Annotated in this window: 17 protein-coding genes; 8 read left to right on the top strand and 9 right to left on the bottom strand. The window is 72.7% G+C overall.

Translation table 11 applies throughout. The features are described 5' to 3' along the window. Positions 1-8: 8 nt before the first annotated feature. The 3 genes from ACGFWJ_RS03555 to ACGFWJ_RS03565 form a co-directional block, all read right to left on the bottom strand. Entirely contained in the window at positions 9-1,241 is a 1,233-nt protein-coding gene (locus ACGFWJ_RS03555) for a cytochrome P450 (protein WP_392944771.1), read from the bottom strand. Between the two features lie 66 nt (positions 1,242-1,307). Next, positions 1,308-2,276, bottom strand: coding sequence for an EI24 domain-containing protein (locus tag ACGFWJ_RS03560; protein WP_392944772.1), 969 nt, complete (start codon positions 2,274-2,276; stop codon positions 1,308-1,310). A gap of 21 nt (positions 2,277-2,297) precedes the next feature. After that, positions 2,298-3,530 (bottom strand): MFS transporter, encoded by a 1,233-nt coding sequence (locus tag ACGFWJ_RS03565; RefSeq protein ID WP_392944774.1) that lies wholly within the window; start codon positions 3,528-3,530, stop codon positions 2,298-2,300. A 239-nt stretch (positions 3,531-3,769) separates the two neighbouring features. Here ACGFWJ_RS03565 and ACGFWJ_RS03570 point away from each other — a divergent pair, with 239 nt between their 5' ends. Both ACGFWJ_RS03570 and ACGFWJ_RS03575 read left to right on the top strand, forming a co-directional pair. Then, a complete protein-coding gene (locus ACGFWJ_RS03570) occupies positions 3,770-5,014 on the top strand; it encodes a cytochrome P450 (RefSeq protein ID WP_392945464.1) in 1,245 nt (414 codons plus the stop codon). Between the two features lie 51 nt (positions 5,015-5,065). Then, positions 5,066-6,151, top strand: a complete 1,086-nt coding sequence (locus tag ACGFWJ_RS03575) for a DUF5937 family protein (protein ID WP_392944776.1) — start codon at positions 5,066-5,068, stop codon at positions 6,149-6,151. Between the two features lie 73 nt (positions 6,152-6,224). Here the strand turns inward: ACGFWJ_RS03575 and ACGFWJ_RS03580 are convergent, their stop codons facing one another. From ACGFWJ_RS03580 to ACGFWJ_RS03590, 3 genes are all read right to left on the bottom strand, one after another. Further along, the gene (locus ACGFWJ_RS03580) at positions 6,225-7,826 is read right to left on the bottom strand and encodes a M4 family metallopeptidase (protein WP_392944778.1); all 1,602 of its coding nucleotides are present in this window, start codon (positions 7,824-7,826) and stop codon (positions 6,225-6,227) included. A 531-nt stretch (positions 7,827-8,357) separates the two neighbouring features. Next, complete coding sequence (locus ACGFWJ_RS03585; RefSeq protein ID WP_392944780.1) at positions 8,358-9,257, bottom strand: GNAT family N-acetyltransferase; 900 nt, start codon at positions 9,255-9,257, stop codon at positions 8,358-8,360. A 42-nt stretch (positions 9,258-9,299) separates the two neighbouring features. Beyond that, positions 9,300-9,482 carry a hypothetical protein gene (locus ACGFWJ_RS03590; protein ID WP_392944782.1) on the bottom strand — a complete coding sequence of 61 codons (183 nt, stop codon included), beginning with the start codon at positions 9,480-9,482 and terminating at the stop codon, positions 9,300-9,302. Positions 9,483-9,655: 173 nt separating this feature from the next. Here ACGFWJ_RS03590 and ACGFWJ_RS03595 point away from each other — a divergent pair, with 173 nt between their 5' ends. Together ACGFWJ_RS03595 and ACGFWJ_RS03600 are read left to right on the top strand one after the other, a co-directional pair. After that, the gene (locus ACGFWJ_RS03595; protein ID WP_392944784.1) at positions 9,656-10,066 is read left to right on the top strand and encodes a hypothetical protein; all 411 of its coding nucleotides are present in this window, start codon (positions 9,656-9,658) and stop codon (positions 10,064-10,066) included. Between the two features lie 354 nt (positions 10,067-10,420). Continuing rightward, the gene (locus ACGFWJ_RS03600; protein WP_392944785.1) at positions 10,421-10,882 is read left to right on the top strand and encodes a nucleoside deaminase; all 462 of its coding nucleotides are present in this window, start codon (positions 10,421-10,423) and stop codon (positions 10,880-10,882) included. A gap of 701 nt (positions 10,883-11,583) precedes the next feature. Here the strand turns inward: ACGFWJ_RS03600 and ACGFWJ_RS03605 are convergent. Both ACGFWJ_RS03605 and ACGFWJ_RS03610 read right to left on the bottom strand, forming a co-directional pair. Continuing rightward, complete coding sequence (locus ACGFWJ_RS03605) at positions 11,584-14,205, bottom strand: hypothetical protein (RefSeq protein ID WP_392944787.1); 2,622 nt, start codon at positions 14,203-14,205, stop codon at positions 11,584-11,586. Positions 14,206-14,446: 241 nt separating this feature from the next. After that, complete coding sequence (locus ACGFWJ_RS03610) at positions 14,447-15,898, bottom strand: lipase maturation factor family protein (RefSeq protein ID WP_392944789.1); 1,452 nt, start codon at positions 15,896-15,898, stop codon at positions 14,447-14,449. A 233-nt stretch (positions 15,899-16,131) separates the two neighbouring features. Between ACGFWJ_RS03610 and ACGFWJ_RS03615 the strand changes: the two genes are divergently transcribed. The 4 genes from ACGFWJ_RS03615 to ACGFWJ_RS03630 all read left to right on the top strand — a co-directional run bounded on the left by ACGFWJ_RS03615 (position 16,132) and on the right by ACGFWJ_RS03630 (position 19,568). After that, positions 16,132-17,178: an EamA family transporter gene (locus ACGFWJ_RS03615; RefSeq protein ID WP_392944791.1), complete on the top strand. Its 1,047-nt coding sequence runs from the start codon at positions 16,132-16,134 to the stop codon at positions 17,176-17,178. A 162-nt stretch (positions 17,179-17,340) separates the two neighbouring features. Next, on the top strand, positions 17,341-18,426 hold the full coding sequence (locus tag ACGFWJ_RS03620) for a sugar ABC transporter substrate-binding protein (protein ID WP_392944793.1): 1,086 nt from the start codon (positions 17,341-17,343) through the stop codon (positions 18,424-18,426). A gap of 187 nt (positions 18,427-18,613) precedes the next feature. Next, a complete protein-coding gene (locus tag ACGFWJ_RS03625) occupies positions 18,614-19,123 on the top strand; it encodes a hypothetical protein (protein WP_392944795.1) in 510 nt (169 codons plus the stop codon). A gap of 4 nt (positions 19,124-19,127) precedes the next feature. Beyond that, positions 19,128-19,568 carry a hypothetical protein gene (locus ACGFWJ_RS03630; protein ID WP_392944797.1) on the top strand — a complete coding sequence of 147 codons (441 nt, stop codon included), beginning with the start codon at positions 19,128-19,130 and terminating at the stop codon, positions 19,566-19,568. Positions 19,569-19,575: 7 nt separating this feature from the next. Here the strand turns inward: ACGFWJ_RS03630 and ACGFWJ_RS03635 are convergent, their stop codons facing one another. Continuing rightward, positions 19,576-19,890, bottom strand: coding sequence for a hypothetical protein (locus ACGFWJ_RS03635; RefSeq protein ID WP_392944799.1), 315 nt, complete (start codon positions 19,888-19,890; stop codon positions 19,576-19,578). Positions 19,891-19,931: the final 41 nt, after the last annotated feature.

Here is a 19,931-nt window from a genome sequence, read left to right on the forward strand (position 1 = left end):
CCAGCAGCTCAGAACGTGAAGCGCAGGGCGCGGACCCGGTGGTCGAACGAGGACGGGACGAGTTCCGGCTCGGCGGTGGAGCGGATCCCGGGCAGCCGGGTGAGCAGTTCGCGCAGCAGGGTGCGCATCTCCTGCCGGGCCAGGTGGGCGCCCAGGCAGAAGTGCGGGCCGCCGCCGCCGAAGCCGAGGTGCGGGTTGGGTGAGCGGGTGATGTCGAAGGCGTCAGCGCGGTCGAACACCGCCTCGTCGCGGTTGGCGGAGCCGTAGAACAGCACCACCTTGTCGCCGGCGGCGAGCCGGATCCCGGAGAGCTTGTGGTCGACGGCGACGGTGCGGCGGAACTGCACGATCGGCGTCGAGTGCCGGACGATCTCCTCCACGGCGCCGCCCAGGTGCGCGTCCAGGTCGCCGAGCAGCAGTTCGCGCTGGTCGGGGTGGGCGGTCAGCAGGTGCAGGCCGTGGGCGAGCGCGTTGCGGGTGGTTTCGACGCCGGCGACCAGCAGCAGCGAGAAGAACGCGCCGAGTTCGCGCGAGCCCAGCCGGCGGCCGTCGACGTCGGCGGTGACCAGCGCGGAGATCAGGTCGCCGGTGGGACGGCGGCGCCGTTCCCGGCCCAGCGCGGCCACCGTCAGGTGCATCGCGGCCAGCGCGTGCAGCCCCCGGCCGGGCACCCGTAGGCCCCGCCGGGTGACGCCCGCCGACGCGGACGCCCGGTTGATCCGGGCCAGGATGGCGCGGCGCTGCGCCTCGGGGATGCCCATCATCGAGCAGATCACCTGGTACGGGAGTTCCCCGGCGACGGCCGCGACGAAGTCGGTGGGGCGTTCGCGCTCCAGCCGGTCCACCAGGCGGGCGGCGGTCCGCGCGATGTCCTGCTCGACCTCGGCCAGCAGCCGGGGCGTGAACGCCCGGCCGACCACCCGGCGCAGGTCGGCGTGCCGGGGGTCGTCCAGGTTGACCATCGAGTCGCCGAACACCGCCCGCACCCAGCGGGCGGGCTCCGGCGACGTCACCCCCGGCCCCGAGAGGTACACCTCCGGCGACCGGCTGGCGGTCATCACATCCGCGTGCCGGACCAGCGCCCAGCAGCGCCGTCCCGTCGCCCGGTCGGTGAAGGCCACCGGCCCCGGACGCTCCCGCAGACGGCCGAACGCCTCGGCGCGCAACTTCTCGGGGAGCCGCCAGAACGCGGGGTCGCCGAGATCAATGCCGCGCGGGGCGGCGTCCACGGATACGGGCATGGGGACGTTATCGCGCAGTCGGTGACGCTACGTCAAATCGCCGAATACGTTCGGTGAGATTTTCGATCAGCCCTGCTGCCGCGGGTCCGCGGGGTACGGCTGCTGCTGGTAGGGGTTCTGCGGGTGCGGCTGCTGGTAGGGGTTCTGGGGGTACGGGTTCTGGGGGTACGGCTGCTGGTACGGGTTCTGCTGGTAGGGGTTCTGCGGGTGCGGCGGCTGGTGGTACGGCTGCGACGGGTACGGGTCCGCCGGGTGGCCGTCCGGGCCGTCGTCCGGCTCCTCGACGGGCTCGGGATCCTCGTGCGGCGCGATCTCGCGCGCCAGCAGCGTCGCGCCGGCCACCGCGCCGGGCATCGCCAGCACGGTCAGCACCGGGATCAGGAACAGCAGCACCAGTCCGGCGCCGAAGCCGACCGCCATCGACATCCGGGAGCGCAGCAGGCGCAGCCGCTGCTTCTGCGACAGGCCGCGCTTCTGCAGGGGCGTGCCGGTGAGTTCGACGGTCAGGAAGAAGCCGGAGACGCAGATCCCGATCACCGGGAGCACGGTCTGGCCGACCACGGGGATGAACCCGCACAGGAAGAGCAGGATGCCGAGGCCGGCGGCGCGCAGCAGGATCGCCAGGCTGTCGCGGGCGGCCGCCCACAGTTCGCGCCAGAGCGGCAGGTCGGGGCTCTGCGGGCCGCCGCCCTCGGTCTCCTCGACCTTCGCCGACAGCGACTCGTAGAACGGTTCGCCGATCAGCAGCGTCACCGCGGTGAAGGTGAGCATGGCCAGCAGTCCGCCCATGCCGACCGCCGCCGCGCCGACGGCGATCCGGACGGTGTCGCGCCACACCGTGGACCAGTGGTCGGCGAAGGGTGTCGCCCAGGCGGCCAGGTCGCCCGCATAGGTGATCAGCACGGCCAGTGCGGCCAGGTATCCGATCAGGGTGATCAGCGCCGGGATCATCCCGAAGCCCCACCAGCGGCCGTGCCGCGCCACCCATCGCTGCCCGTTGAAAAGGAATCGCAGTCCCGCCCCGAAATCTCGCATTCCCGCACCTTAAAGGAACCGTCAAACCGCCTGGGCACCCGGTCGGTTCCGATCCTGCGTCGTTGCGACGACCGCCGACGCGCCCGCGGTGGCGGCGGCGAGGGTGCCCCACAGGGCGAGCGGTCCGACGGCGGCGAGGGCGGTGATGACCGCCGGGGAGACGGCCAGGCCGAGGCCGGTGGAGAACTGGAACCGGGCCAGCACGCGGCCCAGCACCGGCGGCGGGGTCAGCGCGGTGACGAGTGCGGTGGCGCTGCCCGCGTACAGGATCTCGCCGAGCGTGCACGGCACCGAGACCAGCGCCACGGCGAGCGGTCCGAGCGGCGCCGCCAGCAGAAAGCCCAGGTAGCTCGCTGCCAGCACGGCGCCGGACAGCGCCAGCACCGTCCCGCGCGACCAGCGGGCCAACGCCCAGGTGGTGACCGGCAGTTGGAGGGCCACCACGAGTACCGTGTTGGCCACGAACACCGCCGCCGGCCACGCCGGGGAGGCGTGCAGCACCGTCACCAGGACGAGCGGCAGGGCGACCTCGGGCACGTTCAGGCAGAACACGTACACCACGTTCGCCAGCAGGACTGCGCCCAGCCCTCGCCCGGTGCCGACCGCGCCCGGTGCGGCCGTCCGGGCGGCGGGGGCGGCCGTCACCCGCACGGAGCGGGCCAGCAGCGCCGCCGCCAGGAAGCCGGCGCCCGAGACCGCCGCCAGCGCCCGCAGTGCGGGGGCGCCGCCGCTCAGGCAGACCGTCGCCAGCAGCGCGCCCACCCCGAGGCCCGCGTTGCGCACGGCCCGGCCGGCGGCCAGCGCCGCGTCCCGCAGCGCGCCCTCGGCGACGGTGGCGACCAGCGCCGCGTGGGCGGCGGGCCACGCCTGGTTGCCGACGCCGAGGATGAGCGCCGCCACCGCGAACGGCACCACGCTCCCCCGGGGCGCGGCCAGCAGCACGGCGACGCCCGCCACCCGCACCAGCATCGACGCCGCGACCGCCGTGCTGCGCGCGCCCCGGTCCAGCCAGCGCCCGAGCGGCGGCATCGCGGCCAGGCCCGCGACGATCCCGACCGTCATCGCCAGGCCGGTGGCCGCCGGGCTCAGCCCGAGCACCGTGATTCCGTACAGCAGCAGGAACGGCCGCAGCAGCCCCGTACCGAGGGCGTCCACCGCCAGCGCCACCGCGTAGCGCGCCCCGCCGCTCGCCCGAACGAGTTGGCGGGGCGTGGGCCGGGCCTGCTTCGGCCGGGGCATCGTGATCGTCGTCATGCCGCCCACCGTGTTCTGCCGGCCCGCGCGGGTCACGTGGGTTGACGATCCCCGTCAATCGGGGAAGGCGGGCGAGAGTGCGCCGGGGGCGCGCGGGCCCTGGGCTCTGCGCTCTCGACGGGTGCCCGGCGGCGGGCCATCCTCGACCGTGCACGCGCGCCCCGCGCGGCCTCGAACCGTGTGAAGGAGCCCTCGTGGAGCGCCAGTTGGACAACCGGCCGCCCTCGCTCAACCGCCCGCTGGAGTGCCCGGTCAACCGCCCGGCGCTCGTCCTGGACCCCACCGGCCGGGCCCGCGACGCCGAGAGCGCCGAACTGATCGCGCGCGGGCCCGCCGTACCGGCCGACATCCTCGGGGTGCAGGTGTGGGCCGTGTCCGACCCCGACCTGCTGGAGGACCTGCTCAAGGACCCGCGGATCGCCAAGGACGGCCGGCGGCACTGGCCCGACTACGAACCGGTCGCGGCCGGCTGGCCACTGGCCCTGTGGGTGACGGCCCGCAACATGTTCTCGGCCGACGGCGAGAGCCACCGCCGCCTGCGCCGCCTGGTGAGCGCGGCCTTCACCACCCGCCAGGTCGCCGCGCTGACCGGCCGCATCGAGGAGATGACGGCCGCGCTGCTCGACACGATCGCCGCCGCCGGCGCCGACGGGGCGCCGGTGGACCTGCGCGAACACCTGGCCCGCCCACTGCCGATCCTGGTCATCGCCCACCTGCTCGGCCTGCCCGACGAACTGCGCGACGGCTTCCGCCACCACGTCGACGGCGTCTTCGACACCACCCTCGGCCCCGAGGAGTCCGCCGCCAACAAATTGGCGTTCTTCACGCTGATCGGGTCGCTGATCGCCGCCAAGCGCGAACACCCCGGCGACGACATGACCTCCCTGCTGATCGCCGCCCGCGACACCGAGGGCGACGGCAGCGCCCTCACCGAGGAGGAACTGCTCGGCACCGTCCTGCTGGTGGTCTCCGCCGGCTACGAGACCACCGTCAACCTGATCGACAACGCCATCGCCCTGCTGCTCACCCACCCCGACCAACTCGCCCTGGTCCGCGCCGGCAAGGCCGGCTGGGACGACGTGGTCGAGGAGTCGCTGCGCCGCGAGGCCCCCGTCGCCCACCTGCCGCTGCGCTTCGCCCTGGAGGACGTCGAACTGCCCGGCGGAGTCACCGTCCACCGCGGCGAGGCCATCCTCGCCTCCTACGCCGCCGCCGGCCGCCACCCCACCCGCCACGGCGACACCGGCGCCCTCTTCGACGTCACCCGCGCCGTCAAGGACCACCTCGCCTTCGGCCACGGCCCGCACTTCTGCCTCGGCGCCCCTCTCGCCCGCCTGGAGGCGCGCACCGCCCTGCACGCGCTCTTCGAACGCTTCCCGCGCCTGGCACTCACCCCCGACGTCCACCTGGAGCCCGTCGACTCCCTGATCTCCAACGGCCACCGCACCCTGCCGGTCCTCCTGGACGGCCCGGGCCGCTCGTAGCACGTGACCCCCGCGCGGAGGTGCCGCCGGGCGCGCGGCGAGGATGGGCGGGTGACCCTGCGCATCGACCTCACCGGAACGCCGCCCGAGCGGATCCGGTTCGCCGTCTCGCCGCTCGCCGAACTCACCGCGATGCTGCACGTGCTGGCCGCGCCCGAGCACCACCCGCAGTACGCGGGGTGGGCGGCCGGAGTGTGGGCGGGCCTGCGTCCGGAACTCGCGGACCGGCTGCACGAGGCCGAGTTCCTGTGGCATTCCTCCCGCGCCGACTTCCTGCTGCCCGCCCGGCCCCGGGCGACGCTCGCCGCCGAACTCGACGAGATCGACCGGATCGACGACGACCGGTACGTCCGGGCCGCGCTGGTCACCACCTGCGGCTCCAACCGCCTCACCTTCGGCGGCGGTTCACCCCTGCACGACCGCGCCGCCCGGACCGTCGCACTCGACCTCGCACAGGCCCGCGGCCCGCTCCAGGAGGCGTTCGCCTCCCGCCTGCTCGCCGACCCCCGGGCCCTCCGGGACCGGGTCCGGGACACCCTCGAGCAGTGCGCGGACGCCTTCTTCGACGCCGAGTGGCCGGCCCTCGCCACCCGACTCGGGCAGGACGTCCAGGCCAAGTCCGAACTGGGCCGCCGCCAGGGCCTGTCCGCCGCACTCGCCGAGGTGTCCGCCGCGATCGCCCTCACCCCCGACGGCGACTCCCTCGTCCTCGACAAGCTCCAGGACAACACCACCACCGCCGGCCCCGCGGGCGTCACCTTCCTGCCCAGCGCCTTCGGCCACCCGCACCTGGTCACCGTCCACGCCCCCGGCTGGCAGCCCGTCGTCCAGTACCCGGCGGCCGGCGGCGAACGCGCCGTCACCGTCCCGCTGGACACCGTCCAGCTCCGCCTCGACGCCCTCGCCCACCCCGTCCGCCTCCGCCTGGTCCGCACCCTGGCCCGCGCCCCGCACACCACCACCGAACTCGCCCGCGCCTGGGACCTCACCCCGCCCGAGGTCTCCCGCCACCTCGCCACCCTCCGCCGCGCCGGCCTCCTCACCGCCCACCGCCAGGGCCGCTACGTCCGCCACGCCCTCAACCTCCCCGCCACCACCGCCCTCGGCACCGACCTGCTGGCCGCAGTCCTCCGCTGACCGGCACCTGGCCCGGGCGGGCGACGAGGCCCCAGCCCGGGAGCTGGAGCCTCGTCACGCACCGTCGGTGGTGCTAGTTGACGTTGACCGCCTTCCAGGCCGCGGCCACCGCGTCGCGCTCCACGTAGCTGTACAGGTCGAGCGCCGCGTTGAGCGTCGCGGCACGGGCGGATTTGTAGGTGCTGTTGGGCATGAGGTAGATCAACACCGCCCGGTACCAGATCGCGGCGGCCTTGTCCCGGCCGATGCCGGTGAGCGTCGAGCCGTCGGCCGTCGGACTGTTGTAGCTCACGCCGTTGATCACCTTCGGGCCGCTTCCCTCGGCCAGCAGGTAGAAGAAGTGTTCGGCGGGACCCGAGGAGTAGTGCGGGTCTATGCCGTCGATGCCCTGGTACCAGTAGTCCTTGGCGGAGCCGTTCTTGGAGGGCCTGTCCAGGTAGCCCACCGGGAGGCCGGTGCCGTAGAGGTCGAGTTTCTCCCCGAGGAAGTAGTCCGGCGGATCGGCCGGCAGGCTGGCGTACCACTCGACCATGGTGCCGAGGATGTCCGAGGTGGCCTCGTTGAGGCCGCCGGGCTCGCCGGTGCTCCCCAGTCCGGCGGTGGCCGAGGTGAAACCGTGGGTCATCTCGTGGCCGGTCACGTCCAGCTCGGTCAGCGGGTGGGTGTTGGAGGGGCCGTCGCCGTAGGTCATGCAGAAGCAGAGGTCGTCCCAGAAGGCGTTGACGAAGTTGTTGCCGTAGTGGACGCGGTTGTAGGTGCCGGTACCGTCGCCGCGGATGCCGACGCGGCCGAAGGTGTTCTTGTAGAAGTCCCAGGTCGTGGCGGCGCCGTACTGGGCGTCCACGGCGGCCGACTGGCGGTTGGACGGGAGGCCGTTGCCCCAGACGTTGGTGCCGCTGGTGAACACCGGGTTGCCGGCCACGCCCATGTCTTTGGTGGACAGATTGCCCCGGGTGGCGTCCTTCAGCTGGTAGGTCCCGGCGCCCTGCGTGGTCAGGGTGACGGCCCCGACGTGGACGCCGGTGCCGGTGCCCGTCGCGGTCACGGTGCGGATGTCGTCGTCGCTCGCGAGCACCGCGCCGGTGGCCGCGTCCGTGATCAGCCGCTGACGGCTGGGGGTGCCATCGGCGCGCACACCCTCCACCACGGTCCGGTAGGCCAGACGCTGGGTGCCCCCGACGGCCCAGACCACCAACTGCGCCTCCCCGGTGGCACCGACCTGCGCGGGCGCCCCGGCAGCCGCCCCGAGCGTGGCCCGGACGGCTTCGGTCGCCCCCGCGGCGGCCTGGTCCGCGGAGAGCTTCGGGGAGAGGCTCGGCAGCGCCACCTGCCCGGCGAAGTCCCGGTCGACGGAGCTGATCGAACCGTTGGCCCGCTGGTGCACGATCAGGTCGCCGCCGACCACGGGCAGGCCCGCGAAGGTCCGGTGGTAGCGCAGGTGACGGTCGCCATTGGCATCCGCCACCGCATCCTTGACGATCAAACCTTCCTGGCCGCCCAGAGCGAGCGCCCTGGCGAGCGGGCCGGCCTCGGCCCGGGCCAGCGAGAACAGCGCATCACGCTGCTGCCCCACCGACGGCACCCCCGCCTGCGCGGGAACGGCCGCGACCTGAATGACGCCCGCCAGCAGGGCGGTGGCGGAGAGTACGGCTCCGACTGTCGGCTTTCGCTTCACGTGCGGGGTCCCTTCCACGAAACCGCAGGTGCGCGGTCGCGCCACGCACCGGGGCGCCGGGCTTGGCACCGTGGGGCGGTACGGGCGGCTGTCGTGCTGCTCCCGCGCGGTCCTCGGCGGCCCATCAGGGTGGGTGAAAGACGGCCGCCGGCCGGGAGTTGGGCAAAAGCATGACAATGCGTAGGGCAAACCAACAGATTCCCTCCACATATTGGCCACCTCCCGCCACCACCCCGGGGTACGGCCCCCACCCGCCGGTCATGTCCCGCTATCACCCCGTTCGCCACCCTGGCGGGATCCCGCCAGCGACCACTCCCTTGCCGCCTCCCGAACAGCCTGCTACTGCCGCCACCCTGGACCGCGATCGAGCCCAACTCCCGTCCCAGCAAGCACAGTTGCAGCACTGGACCGTCTCCCAAGATTGACCTTTTGGTGGGTCGAGGGAGAAGTAACGGACGCTACGTGGGCCCGGATTGGGCCGTTGCTGCCGCAGCATGACGGCGGAGTGGACCGTCTCGACCGACCGGGCCCTCATCCCGACGCCGGCGTGCTGATCCGCTTCTCGAACCAGTGGTGGGCATACGGCTCGTCGTTGAAGGCGGCGACCTCCTGGAAGCCGCTGGAGTGGTAGAGACCGATCGCCGCGGTGAGCGCCTTGTTGGTGTCCAGGCGGAGCACCTCGAAGCCTTGCTGGGCGGCTCGGGTCTCCAGCTCGGTCAGGAACCGGCGGCCGAGACCGAGGCCCCGGCTGCTGGGTGCGACCCACATGCGTTTGATCTCGGCCGGGGCACCGGGGGGCAGCTTCAGGCCGGCGCAGCCGACGGGCTCTCCGTGCAGCCGGGCGACCAGGAACAGGCCGCGCGGTGGCCGGAGTTCGCCCGCGTCGGGCAGCAGGCTCCGCGCGGGGTCGAAGCCGTTCTCGAAGCGTGCCTGGATCTCGGCGAAGTAGGACCGCAGGCAGTGCTGGGCGTCGGGGTGGTCCGGGTCGACCGCGTCCAGCGTGACCGTCGCGGCGGTCAGCAACCGTTCGACCTCGGCCATGGCGGCCGTCAGCCGGGCGCGCTGGGCCGTGTTAAGCGGCTCCAGGAGAGAGCCGGCCAGCTCGTCGCTGCGGCCGTCGAGCACCGCACGCTCGGCGCGGCCCGCATCGGTGAGCCGGACGGCGCGCACCCGCCTGTCCCGGGGCTGCGGCTCCACCGTCACCAGGCCGTCGGCCTCCAGGGAGCGCAGCAGCCGGCTGACGTACCCGGAGTCGAGCGCGAGGCGCTCGCGCAGTTGCCGCACGTCCTGGCCCTCCTCGCCGATCTCCCAGAGCAGCCGGGCTTCGCCGATGGGCCGGTCGCGGCCCAGGTAGTGGTCGTGGAGCACGCCCACACGTTCGGTGACAGTGCGGTTGAACTGCCGCACCTGGTCGATCTGCGCCTTGTCCATTCTCTGACTTTAGTCAGAGAACCCTGGGCGGGGCCAGAGGCTTCAATGAGGAGAAACGGCCTCGTGGAGCGCGTGCACCTCGTGGAGCGCGTGCACCTCGTGGAGCGCGTGCACCTCGTGCCGCACACCGTCGTGGGGGTTCTCGCCCCAGTCGGGTTCCCAGCCGTCGGCGCCCCAGAGCAGGACGGGATGGTCGACCGCGATCAGCGAGACATGCCACTGCATGCTGCAACCGCCGCCCGTCAGGAAGAGCCATGACCTCGGCGGACGACACTCGGGCCCTCGCTCGATCCGTACCGGCGTGGGGTGAGCGGGGCAAGGCCGCCTTCCGGGCCGAAGCCGCCGTCACCGATCTCGGTGTACATGCGGCGGAGCAAGGGCGGTAGCCGGTATCCGAGTTGCCGCTCGACGTGCTCGACCTCGGCCGCCGTGAGCGGTGGGAACGGTCGGTCCGGGAGGCCGCCGAAGGCACGTCCGCACCGGGCGAGGGCTCGCAGCCGATCCAGGAGTGCGTCGTCGTCTGCGGCGGTACGGCGGGAGGCATCGGTCACGGGCGGCACTGTAGAGCGCGCCCCGGACAGGTTTCTGGTGCCGGCGGGGAGCCCCGGGCGGGCTTGGCCAACTCCGGTCGCCAGGTGCCGCGTTCGGGGCTCCGATCGGTTTCGGGCCGGCAGGAATATGGCGAGCGGCCGGGCCGCCCGGCGCAGCATGATGGCGGCATGGACGATCAGGCTTTCGAATGGGTGACGCTCTTCTCCTACGAGAACCTTCCCGGCTGCCCGCGGCCGGACCGGCTGATCCTGGTTTGACTGCGGGACCGAGGTATCGACTGGTACCCGTTCACGGACGACGAGTACAGGATCGACCTGATGTGCGGCGTCCGCGCGGACGGGCACTGGCACGGCACTCTCGTTGTCCGCTTCCGCGCCGAAGCGCTTCGGCGGCTCGGGCTGCATCCCGACCAGCCGACCTCGGCGCCGGCGGACCCGCTGCCGCCGAAGTGGTGGGGGCCATGGACCCGGTGAGCCCCAACCACCCGACACATCAACGGAATCCCGTCACCTCCCCACCTCTCCGAACACTCGATCGAGCGAAGAACGGCCGGCTCGCGGTGGGCGCGGCCGGGAGGGGGTAGACCCGACGCGGACGAGAGGAGGTGGCCGGTGGGCGGTCAGATCGCGGTGGAGCAGGCACAGGAGTGGCTCGCAGTTGCGGTGGCGGAGGCACAACTCGGGCTGGCCGAGGGCGGGATCCCGATCGGCGCCGCACTGTTCGGCGTGGACGGGGAGTTGCTCGGGCGGGGGCACAACCGCCGGGTTCAGGACGGCGATCCGTCGATGCACGCCGAAACGGCCGCGTTCCGCGCCGCCGGCCGCCTGCGCGGGTACGGGGACACGGTGATGGTCACCACGCTCTCGCCATGCTGGTACTGCTCGGGCCTGGTGCGGCAGTTCGGGATCGGGCACGTGGTGATCGGCGAGTCGGTCACGTTCACCGGCGGTCACAGCTGGCTCGCCGAGCACGGCACCGGAATCACCCTGCTGGACGACCCACGCTGCGTACGCATGATGACGGACTTCGTCGCGGCCCGACCGGACCTCTGGCACGAGGACATCGGCGCATGACGCGCGTGACGCCCTGGCCGCCGCCGTCCGGACCGCCCTGGAACAGTGCTGCCACGACTCCTCCACCCACCTGCTCGGCTCACTGGCGGCCGGCACCGCCGACAGGTTCAGCGACACCGACGTGCGCTGGGTGGTGCCGGACGCCGCCTTCCCGTCCTGCCTCGCCACGAGGACGGCGGCCCTCGCCCGGGTCCGCCCCGTCGAACAGGTGCGCAGCGACCCGGACTTCCTGCATTCGGACCACCGCCGCGTGCTCGTCGTCCGCTTCGCCGGCTTCCCGCTGTTCTGGCGGCTGGACTTGGACGTGCGCGCCGCGTCCGTCGCCGACGACCCCGACTACGACGCCGAGAACCCGTCGGCCCGCGCGAACGACACCGAGTGGTCCCGTCCAGCCAGTGCCCTCGCCAACGCCGTCGCCGCCGTCAAGGCCCTGGCCCGCCGCCACCCCGCCACCGCACACGACCTGATCACCCGCGCCTTCGCCCCCCAACACCGGCGACCCGCACACCGACCTCCACCGCCTCACCGCAGCCGCGACCCGCCAGGACCCGACCCTCACCCCACTCGCCGCCCGCATCACAGCCCTCGCCGGCCACCACCGCTGACGGCTGCGCCCGCACCCCTGGGCCCCCGGAACGACCGCGCCCGCCGCTGCGCGGAATCGCACAACGACGGGCACGGGCAGGGTTATTGGCAGTACGTCAGCCCCGGACAGAGGCCACGGCCGCCCCCAGCGCTTCCTTGATCCGCGGCCCGAGCCGGGCGAACCCGAGCTCCTTCATCGCCGCCCGCAGCAGCTCGTCGTCGCTGCGCTCGGTCCCGTCCGCGTCGAACCACGCCACCAGCGCGACCAGTTCCTCGGCCGAATAACCGGTGATCGGCTTGCCCGGCGTCAACTCCGGCTTGACCGGCCGCGAGTCGGAACCCGCCTCGACGACCGGCTCCACGACGGCCTCGGCCGCAGCTTCGACAACCACCTCGGCGACCGGCTCGGCCTCAACCTCGGCCACCGGCTCAACGACGGGCTCAGCCTCAACGACAGGCTGCTCGACGACCGGCTCCGCCTCAACCTCCGCAACCGCCTCGGCAACCACCTCGACCACCGGCTCAGCCTCAGGCTCCACGACAACCGCGACCTCGGCGACCGGCTCCTCGACAGCGACCTCCGGCGCAGCCTCAACCTCGGGCTCAACCTCCGCGTCAGCGACGGACTCCGCAACCGGCTCGGCCTCAACCTCGGCCGTCACCTCAGCAGCGGGCTCCTCCGCAACAACGTCAGCCGCCACCTCAGCAGCGGCCTCCGCAACCGGCTCGACCTCAACCTCGGCCGTAGCCTCGATCTCCGGCTCAACCTCCGCAACCGGCTCGACCTCAACCTCGGCCACCGGCTCAACGACGGGCTCAGCCTCAACGACAGGCTGCTCGACGACCGGCTCCGCCTCAACCTCCGCAACCGCCTCGACCACCGGCTCAGCCTCAGGCTCCGCGACAACCGCGACCTCGGCGACCGGCTCCTCGACAGCAACCTCGGGCGCAGCCTCAACCTCGCGCTCAACCTCCGCGTCAGCGACGGACTCTGCAACCGGCTCGGCCTCAACCTCGGCCGTCACCTCAGCAGCGGGCTCCTCCGCAACCACGTCAGCCGCCACCTCAACAGCGGCCTCCACGACGGCCTCGACCTCAACCTCGGCCGCAGCCTCGATCTCCGGCTCAACCTCCGCAACCGGCTCGGCCACAGCCTCGGCCGTCACCTCAGCAGCGGGCTCCTCCGCAACAACGTCAGCCGCCACCTCGGCAACCGGCTCATCAGCAACCTCGGCCTCGACCTCAACCTCGGCAGCCGGCTCCTCAACAGCAAGCTCAGGCGCAGCCTCAGCCTCGGGCTCGACCTCCGCCTCGGCGACGGGCTCCACAACGGGCTCGGCCTCAACCTCGGTCGCAGCCTCGGCAACCGGCTCAGCCTCGGTCTCCGGCTCAACCTCCGCGACCGGTTCGGCCTCAGGCTCCGCGACAACCGCGACCTCAGCCTCGGCAGCGGGCTCCTCAACAGCAGCCGCAGGCTCAACCTCCACCTCGGCGACCGGCTCCACCGCCGCCTCGACCTCAACCTCGGCCACAGCCTCGGTCTCCGACTCAACCTCAGCAGCCGTCTCAGCCTCGACCTCGACCGTCACCTCGGCAGCCGGCTCCTCAACCGCAACCTCGGGCGCAGCCTCAGCCTCGGCCTCAACCTCCGTCTCGGCAACGGTCTCCACGACCGCCTCCACCTCAACAGCCGGCTCCTCGACAGCAACCTCCGCGTCGGCCTCGGCCTCAACGTCGGCCTCAACGTCGGCCTCAACAGCCGAGTCCTCAACAACAGCCCCGTCCGCAGCCTGCCGCGGCCCGGCCGCCAGGGCCGCGCGGGCGGACTGGTGACGGTCGTAGGCGGCGAGCGCAGCGTCCTTGTCGGCTTGACGCTCCGTCAGCTCCTCCAGCAGCTCCGTCAGCCCCTGCTCGGCGAGTTCGAGGCGGAGCTGGCGGAGGGTGGAGAGGCGGTAGAGGGTGCCTTCGTCGGCGGCGAGGCGGTCGACGAGGTCGGCGAGTTCGCCGAGCGGGAGGGAGTCGAGGGCGCGCTCGGGGAGGAGGCGGGCGAGGGAACGGACGGCGTCGGCAAGGGAGTCGACGACGTTCGCGGTCTCGGTCAGCAGGGCGCCGTCCACGGGCACGGACGGCCGGGAGGAGCCGGCGACGTCCGCCGCGAGCGCCTTCCAGTCGCGGTGGGCGGCCGCGGCGGCGACGAGCGCGCTGTGCAGCTCGGCGCGGCCGGGGGCGCGGGTGCCGGCGGGGGTGAGGGCGCGGGCCTGGGCGCGCAGCTGGCGGCGGCGGTTCCAGCCGAGCTTGATGTCCTCGTACTTGCGGTAGCCGCTGGTGCCGGTGGCGGCGGCGAGCTGGTCCAGGTCGTGCTCGTAGACCTCGGTGCGCAGGGTCGCGGAGGTGGCGTGGACGCGCTGGAGCAGGTTGAGCAGGGTGGTGAGGCCGCCGAGGGTGTCGGGGATGCGCAGGCCGGCCTTGTCGGCGATGGCGTTGGCTGCCTTGCCGACGGCGCGGGTGTCGCGGCTGCGGAGTTCGGCGAGGACGGTGGACGCGGCGCGGGCGTCCTCGGGGCCGGTGAGGGTTTCGGCGGCTTCCAGCCAGGGGTTGGTCTCGTGGTTGAGCGCGAAGCCGCCCTGGTCGGCGAACCGGCCGAGCTCCTCACGGGTGCTCTGGCGGGTCTCGCCGTCCGTCGCGGACGCGGTCTCGGACGCGGCGTCGTCGGCGTCGTTCAGGGTGCGCACAGTCATGTGAAGTCCGGTTCGTGGCGTGTGGCGGGCAGGGGTGCGGGTGGGGTGGTTGCGGCGGCGGTGGCGTCGCGGTAGGCCAGAATACGGGTGCGCGTTCGACGCTTGCAGCACCTGACCCCGTGAATTGCCGGGCCGCGCCGGTCCGGTGGCGTCGGGCCGGGGCCCGGTCGCGTGGTCCGTACGGTAGGGAGCGCCACCGACAGTACGCCTTTCCCGGTCGGCGGGCGGGGGCCGGGGCGGGTCACCGGTGGGCTCCTGGGACGAGTCGGTGCAGTTCGGCGAGGCCGACGGGCCGCTGGTAGTCGCGCAGGGGGCTGCGGTGCCACCAGGCGCCGGTGTCGCGGAGTTCGGGGCCGGTGGTGAAGCGGTAGCGGTAGAGGCGGGCCCGGATCAGGGCGGGTGGGGTGCCGGGGAACGGGTTGTGGCGCAGCAGGCGCAGGGTGTCCCGGTCGTTGACGAGGAGGCGGGCGAGCAGCGGCAGGAACCAGGTGCGGGCGTAGGCCGGGGAGATCGCGGCGAACCACATCAGCCAGTCCAGGCGGAGGTGGTAGGGCGCGAACTGCCGTGGCAGTCGCCGGAGTTCGCCGGGTTTGCCGTGGAACTCGTACTCGCACCAGCCGTGGGCGCCTTCTGCGTCCCGGGTGCCTTCGAGGACGATTTCGTACCGCACCCGGTTGACGGATCCGAACGCGCCGTAGGTGTTGACGAGGTGCAGTGGGTCGAAGGAGCGGTTCATCTGCTGCCGGGGGGAGAGCAGGTTGCGCGCGGGTTGCCAGGAGCGGGCCGCCACCAGCAGCGTGTAGGCGGCCACCAGGCCCTGGTACCAGGCGGGTTGGGCGGGGTAGTGCGGGTCGGGGGCGATCGGCAGGACGCGGCGCAGGGTGCCGGTGTCGAGGGTGCCGAGGGCGGGGGCGACGGTGAGCCAGTTCAGCCAGGCGAAGTTGCCGGAGGCGATCAGCCAGAGCTGGGTGGCGATCATCAGCAGGGCGGCGTCGGAGGCGATCGGCTGCGGGAGGAACAGGCCGAAGGGGACGACGAGTTGGACGAAGTGGTTGGCTGCGGCCTCGGCCTTGTGCAGGGGTCGGGGCAGGTGGTGGAAGAACCAGCTGAGCGGGCCGGGCATGGGCTGGGTCTCGTGGTGGTGGTAGAGGCAGGTGAGCTTGCGCCAGCATTCGTCGCCGCGCCATTTGATCAGTCCGGCGCCGAATTCGACGCGGAACAGCAGCCAGCGCAGCAGCCACATGCCGAGCAGGGGTGGCGCGGTGGAGGCGTTGCCGAGGAACACGGCGAGTGCGCCGGCTTCGAGCAGCAGGGATTCCCACCCGAAGGCGTACCAGGTCTGCCCGACGTTGACGATCGACAGGTAGAGCGCCCAGACGATCACCCACAGGGCCATCGCGAAGCCGAGCGGCACCGCGTTCGCGGCTCCGGCGAGCAGTGCGGCGGCGAGGGCGGTGCCGGTCCAGGCGACGGTGGCGTAGAGGCGGTCACTGTAGTGCCAGTGGAACAGGCTGGGGGCGTGGCGCAGCGGGACGCGGGCGACGAAGCGCGGGATCGGGAGCAGGCCGCGGCTGCCGAGCAGGGGGCGGAACTGGCGTGCGGCGGCGAGGAATCCGCACAGGTAGACGAGGGCGAGCAGGCGCAGGAACAGCTCGCGGGCGAGCCGGTACTCGGGTGCGGCGAACCATGCCATGCGGCCGCTCCTCGGGTCGGCTGCGCTCGGCCGTCCCCATGCCTACCAGGTGTGGCGGCCGGGGTGGGGCCGGTTGGGGGTGCGGTGGTGCGCCGGTTCATCCGGTCGGCCCTGCCCGGCGTGCGGGTTCGGGGTTCTGCCCGTATCGGCTGCTGAAACCCTCTGTCGGGGCGCGGGCGGAGTGTGGTGTCATTCCGCCGGACCCCTGTCAGGAGTATCAGAAGGAGACGCCCATGTCCGCGCCCTCTCCGCAGCCCGCCGCCGACCCCGACTGCCCATCTCCGGGCTCCTCCCCCGGCTCGCCCGCCAACGGTTCGCCCGGCGCCGGTTCGCCCGCCAACGGCTCGCCCGCCAACGGCTCGCCCGCCTCCGGTTCACCCCGTTCGGCCGCCGGCCCGGCGGGGCTGGGGGCGGCGGTCTGGGCGGCGCTCGGCATCGTGTACGTGGTGTGGGGATCGACCTATCTGGCGATCCGGGTGGTGGTGGAGACCATGCCGCCGCTGCTGTCGGGCGCGCTGCGGTTCGCGGCGGCCGCGGTGCTGCTGGCGGCGGGTCTGGCGGCCCGCCGGGGGATCGGCGTGCTGCGCGTGACGTGGCGTCAATTCGCTTCCGCCGCACTGGTGGGCGTGCTGCTGCTGTGCGGCGGCAACGGCATGGTGGTGCTGGCGGAGCGGACCGTCCCGTCGGGGCTGGCGGCGCTGATGGTGGCGAGCGTGCCGCTGTGGGTGGTGCTGCTGCGCCGGGCGTTCGGCACCAGGACCGGCCCGGCCACGCTGGCGGGCGTGCTGCTCGGCCTGGTGGGCCTGGCGGTGCTGACCGCGCCGGGCCTGACCGGCGAGGTGGGACTGTCGGGGCTGCTGCTGGTGGTTGCCGCCGCACTGGTGTGGGCGCTGGGCTCGGTGCTGGCGGGCCGGCTGCCGATGCCGGCCGACCCGTTCGTGGCGAGCGTCTACGAGATGGCGGCGGGCGCGGTGGGTGCGCTCGCGCTGGCGTTCCTGCGGGGCGAGCCGGGCGAGTTCGACCCGGCGGCGGTGTCCACCGCGTCCTGGGTGGGGCTGGGGTACCTGGTGCTGTTCGGCTCGATCGTCGCGTTCACGTCTTATGCCTGGCTGCTTCAGCGCGCACCACTGCCGTTGGTCGCCACCTACGCGTACGTCAACCCGGTGGTGGCGGTGTTCCTCGGGTGGCTGTTCCTCTCCGAGGCCCTGACCTGGCCGATCCTTCTCGGCGGCGCGATAGTCGTCGGCGGGGTGTTCCTGGTGGCCCGCAACGAACGCTGAACGCTCCGCAGACCAACCTTCCGGTCAGCCTTCAAGAAGGTAACGACTTGGCCCTACCGCCCTGACCAGTGGTTTACTTCTTGACGACACATGACGGGTGGGCTTGACTCCCCTTCACTCTCGCCGCAAGGACGCGGCGCTGTCAGGGAGGCACCACCCACCATGAATTCGATGACGCGTCGACTCGTCATCGGCACGGCCGCCGTGTCGATGACGCTGTCGCTCGCCGCCTGCGGAAGCGACAAACCCTCGTCGTCGGGCAACCAGGCGATCGGCCTGCTGCTGCCCGAGCGCGCTTCCTCCACCCGGTACGAGGCGTTCGACAAGCCACTGATCGAGGCCCAGGTCAGCGGCCTGTGCACCAAGTGCACCATCGACTACGCCAACGCCGACGGCGACGAGAAGGCGCAGAAGCAGCAGTTCGACGCGCTGCTCGCCCGCGGCGTCAAGGTGATCCTGCTCGACCCGGTGAACGCCGCCGTCACCGCCCCGTGGGTGGACGAGGCCACCCGGAAGGGCACCAAGGTCATCGCGTACGACCGGCTGGCCGCCGGCAACGTCGCCGCGTACATCTCCTTCGACAACAAGCGCACCGGCGAACTCCAGGGCCAGGCTCTGCTGGAAGCCCTCGGCAACAAGGCGGCCGGCGCCGAGATCGTGATGATCAACGGCGCGGAGACCGACCCGAACGCCGCCGACTTCAAGGCCGGCGCGCACCACGCGCTGGACGGCAAGGTCAAGCGGATCGCCTACGAGCAGTCCGGCGAGTGGAAGCCCGAGGTGGCCGCCGCCAAGGTCAACGAGGCGATCAACAGGCTCGGCAAGAACGGCTTCCAGGCCGTCTACTCCGCCAACGACGGCATGGCCGGCGCGATCATCGACGAGCTGCACAAGGCCGGGCGGGGCGACGTCCCGGTCGGCGGTCAGGACGCCTCGCTGGACGCCGTGCGACGGGTCCTCACCGGCGAGCAGGCCTACACCATCTACAAGCCGTACCTGCCGGAGGCCGAGGCCGCCGCCAACATGGCGGTCTACCTGGTCAAGGGCATCGACGTCACCTCGGTGGCCTCCACGATCACCGAATCGGGCGGCGCCCAGATCCCGTCCAGGCTGCTCAGCCCAGTGGTCGTCACCAAGGCGCGGGTCGCCGAGACCATTGTCGCGGCCGGACTGTACAAGGCCGAGGAGATCTGCACCCCGCAGTTCGCGCAGGCCTGCCGGTCCGCGAACATCCCCGGCAACTACTGACCGGGACGGGCCGCGCATACGTCCAGTGCGGTGGCGTCGCGCGGCCCGCTCCCCCCGTCGGCCGTCGGGGAGGCGCCCCCGCGGTGGCGGGCAGATCACAGGACGGTGGCGAACCGGGGGCCCGGTACCCAAGCGTCCGTTCGCCGTGGTCCACTGGGCATCTTGCCGAGCGAGGGGAGCGAGCGACATGAACCTGGACCTTGATTTCCAGACCGACTACTTCCGGGCCGCCGACGACACGGCGGTGCGGACGGTGATGGCCGACAAGACGGCCAAGCCCGCCGAGTCGTTCGAATCCGTACGGGCCAAGCGGGTCGACCCGACCACGGTGCTGCGCCGGCTGGTGGCCGCCATCGACGCCAAGGAGTTCGAGCCCGGCGGCGCCCCCGACCGCTCGATCTGGCCGACCGGGCCGCAGCCCTGGACGACGGGGGACGACGAGGCGGTCACCGAGGTCGACCAGGAGGACCCCTGGATGACCGGGCCCTGGGTGGTGGAACTCTCCGACGAGACCCGCGACGCCCTCGCCACCATCGAACGCAAGCGGCTGCCCGAACTCGCCGCCCGCTGGGCCCGCGCCGAGGAGCTCCGGCCCGTCCCGGCCGCCGAACTCGTCCAACTGATCCACCGCCTGGGCGTCCTCGCCCGCCGGGCCAAGAAGGCCGAGCAGCACCTGTACTGCTGCCTCTCCGGCTGACCGCGTGTCCGACGACCTCGAATTCTTCCGCGCCCCGAGTGCCGCCGCCGTCCTCACCACCCTCGGCGGCGGCACCGCGCTGCCCACGTTCGACGGCCTCACCGGGCCGGTCGACGTCCTGGACCTGCTCTTCCAGCTGATCGACGCCGAGTCGGACGACGATCTGATCACCGGCCTGGTCTGGCCGGAGATCGACCTGGCCGCCTGGGGCTGCTTCCTGCCGGCAGCGCCGAACTACACGGAAGATCCCTGGACGTTCGAGTTCACCCCGATCGTCCGTGACGCCCTGGCCACCGCGAGCCCGGCCGAGCTGGGCACGCTGCGCCCGCACGATCCCGACACTCCCGCCTCCGCCGTCGAACTCCTGCCCGCACTGGCCGAGTTGGCCCGCCGCGCAGTGGCCGGCGGCGAATGGCTGTACTACCGCTCGGGCACGGAGTCCTGACCGGCCGTCAGGCCGGCCCGGCGAACGCGGCGCGGGCCAGCCGCTCGGCACCCGCGCGCAGCCGCTGCTCGCCGAGCCCGGGCAGCAGCGCCGTGACGTGTTCGGCGGCCAGCGCCGCCAGCAGGGCGTGCGCGGTGTGCTCCGGATCCGGGGTGCCCGCCAGCAGCACCGTCAGGTGGCGGTGCCCGAACCGGTACGCGCCGATCCGGTAGCGGGCGCCGGGCGCGGCGGTCTCCGACATCCGCACCAGCGCCAGGTGCGGCAGCAGGCAGTCCAGATACGCCGCCGCGAACGCGACCGCCCGCTCCGGCGCCATCGTCACCTACTTGTTCTGTCCTGTGAGGTCGGGGACGCGGCTGGCGG

The organism is Kitasatospora sp. NPDC048407 (assembly GCF_043200475.1).
Taxonomy (GTDB): domain Bacteria; phylum Actinomycetota; class Actinomycetes; order Streptomycetales; family Streptomycetaceae; genus Kitasatospora.

What these genes read in the sequence shown, in the direction of transcription:
- ACGFWJ_RS03555 (WP_392944771.1), bottom strand. Translation starts at nt 1,241, where the DNA reads ATGCCCGTATCCGTGGACGCCGCCCCGCGCGGCATTGATCTCGGCGAC.
- ACGFWJ_RS03560 (WP_392944772.1), bottom strand. Translation starts at nt 2,276, where the DNA reads ATGCGAGATTTCGGGGCGGGACTGCGATTCCTTTTCAACGGGCAGCGA.
- ACGFWJ_RS03565 (WP_392944774.1), bottom strand. Translation starts at nt 3,530, where the DNA reads ATGACGACGATCACGATGCCCCGGCCGAAGCAGGCCCGGCCCACGCCC.
- ACGFWJ_RS03585 (WP_392944780.1), bottom strand. Translation starts at nt 9,257, where the DNA reads ATGGACAAGGCGCAGATCGACCAGGTGCGGCAGTTCAACCGCACTGTC.
- ACGFWJ_RS03590 (WP_392944782.1), bottom strand. Translation starts at nt 9,482, where the DNA reads ATGCAGTGGCATGTCTCGCTGATCGCGGTCGACCATCCCGTCCTGCTC.
- ACGFWJ_RS03605 (WP_392944787.1), bottom strand. Translation starts at nt 14,205, where the DNA reads ATGACTGTGCGCACCCTGAACGACGCCGACGACGCCGCGTCCGAGACC.
- ACGFWJ_RS03610 (WP_392944789.1), bottom strand. Translation starts at nt 15,898, where the DNA reads ATGGCATGGTTCGCCGCACCCGAGTACCGGCTCGCCCGCGAGCTGTTC.
- ACGFWJ_RS03615 (WP_392944791.1), top strand. Translation starts at nt 16,132, where the DNA reads ATGTCCGCGCCCTCTCCGCAGCCCGCCGCCGACCCCGACTGCCCATCT.
- ACGFWJ_RS03620 (WP_392944793.1), top strand. Translation starts at nt 17,341, where the DNA reads ATGAATTCGATGACGCGTCGACTCGTCATCGGCACGGCCGCCGTGTCG.
- ACGFWJ_RS03625 (WP_392944795.1), top strand. Translation starts at nt 18,614, where the DNA reads ATGAACCTGGACCTTGATTTCCAGACCGACTACTTCCGGGCCGCCGAC.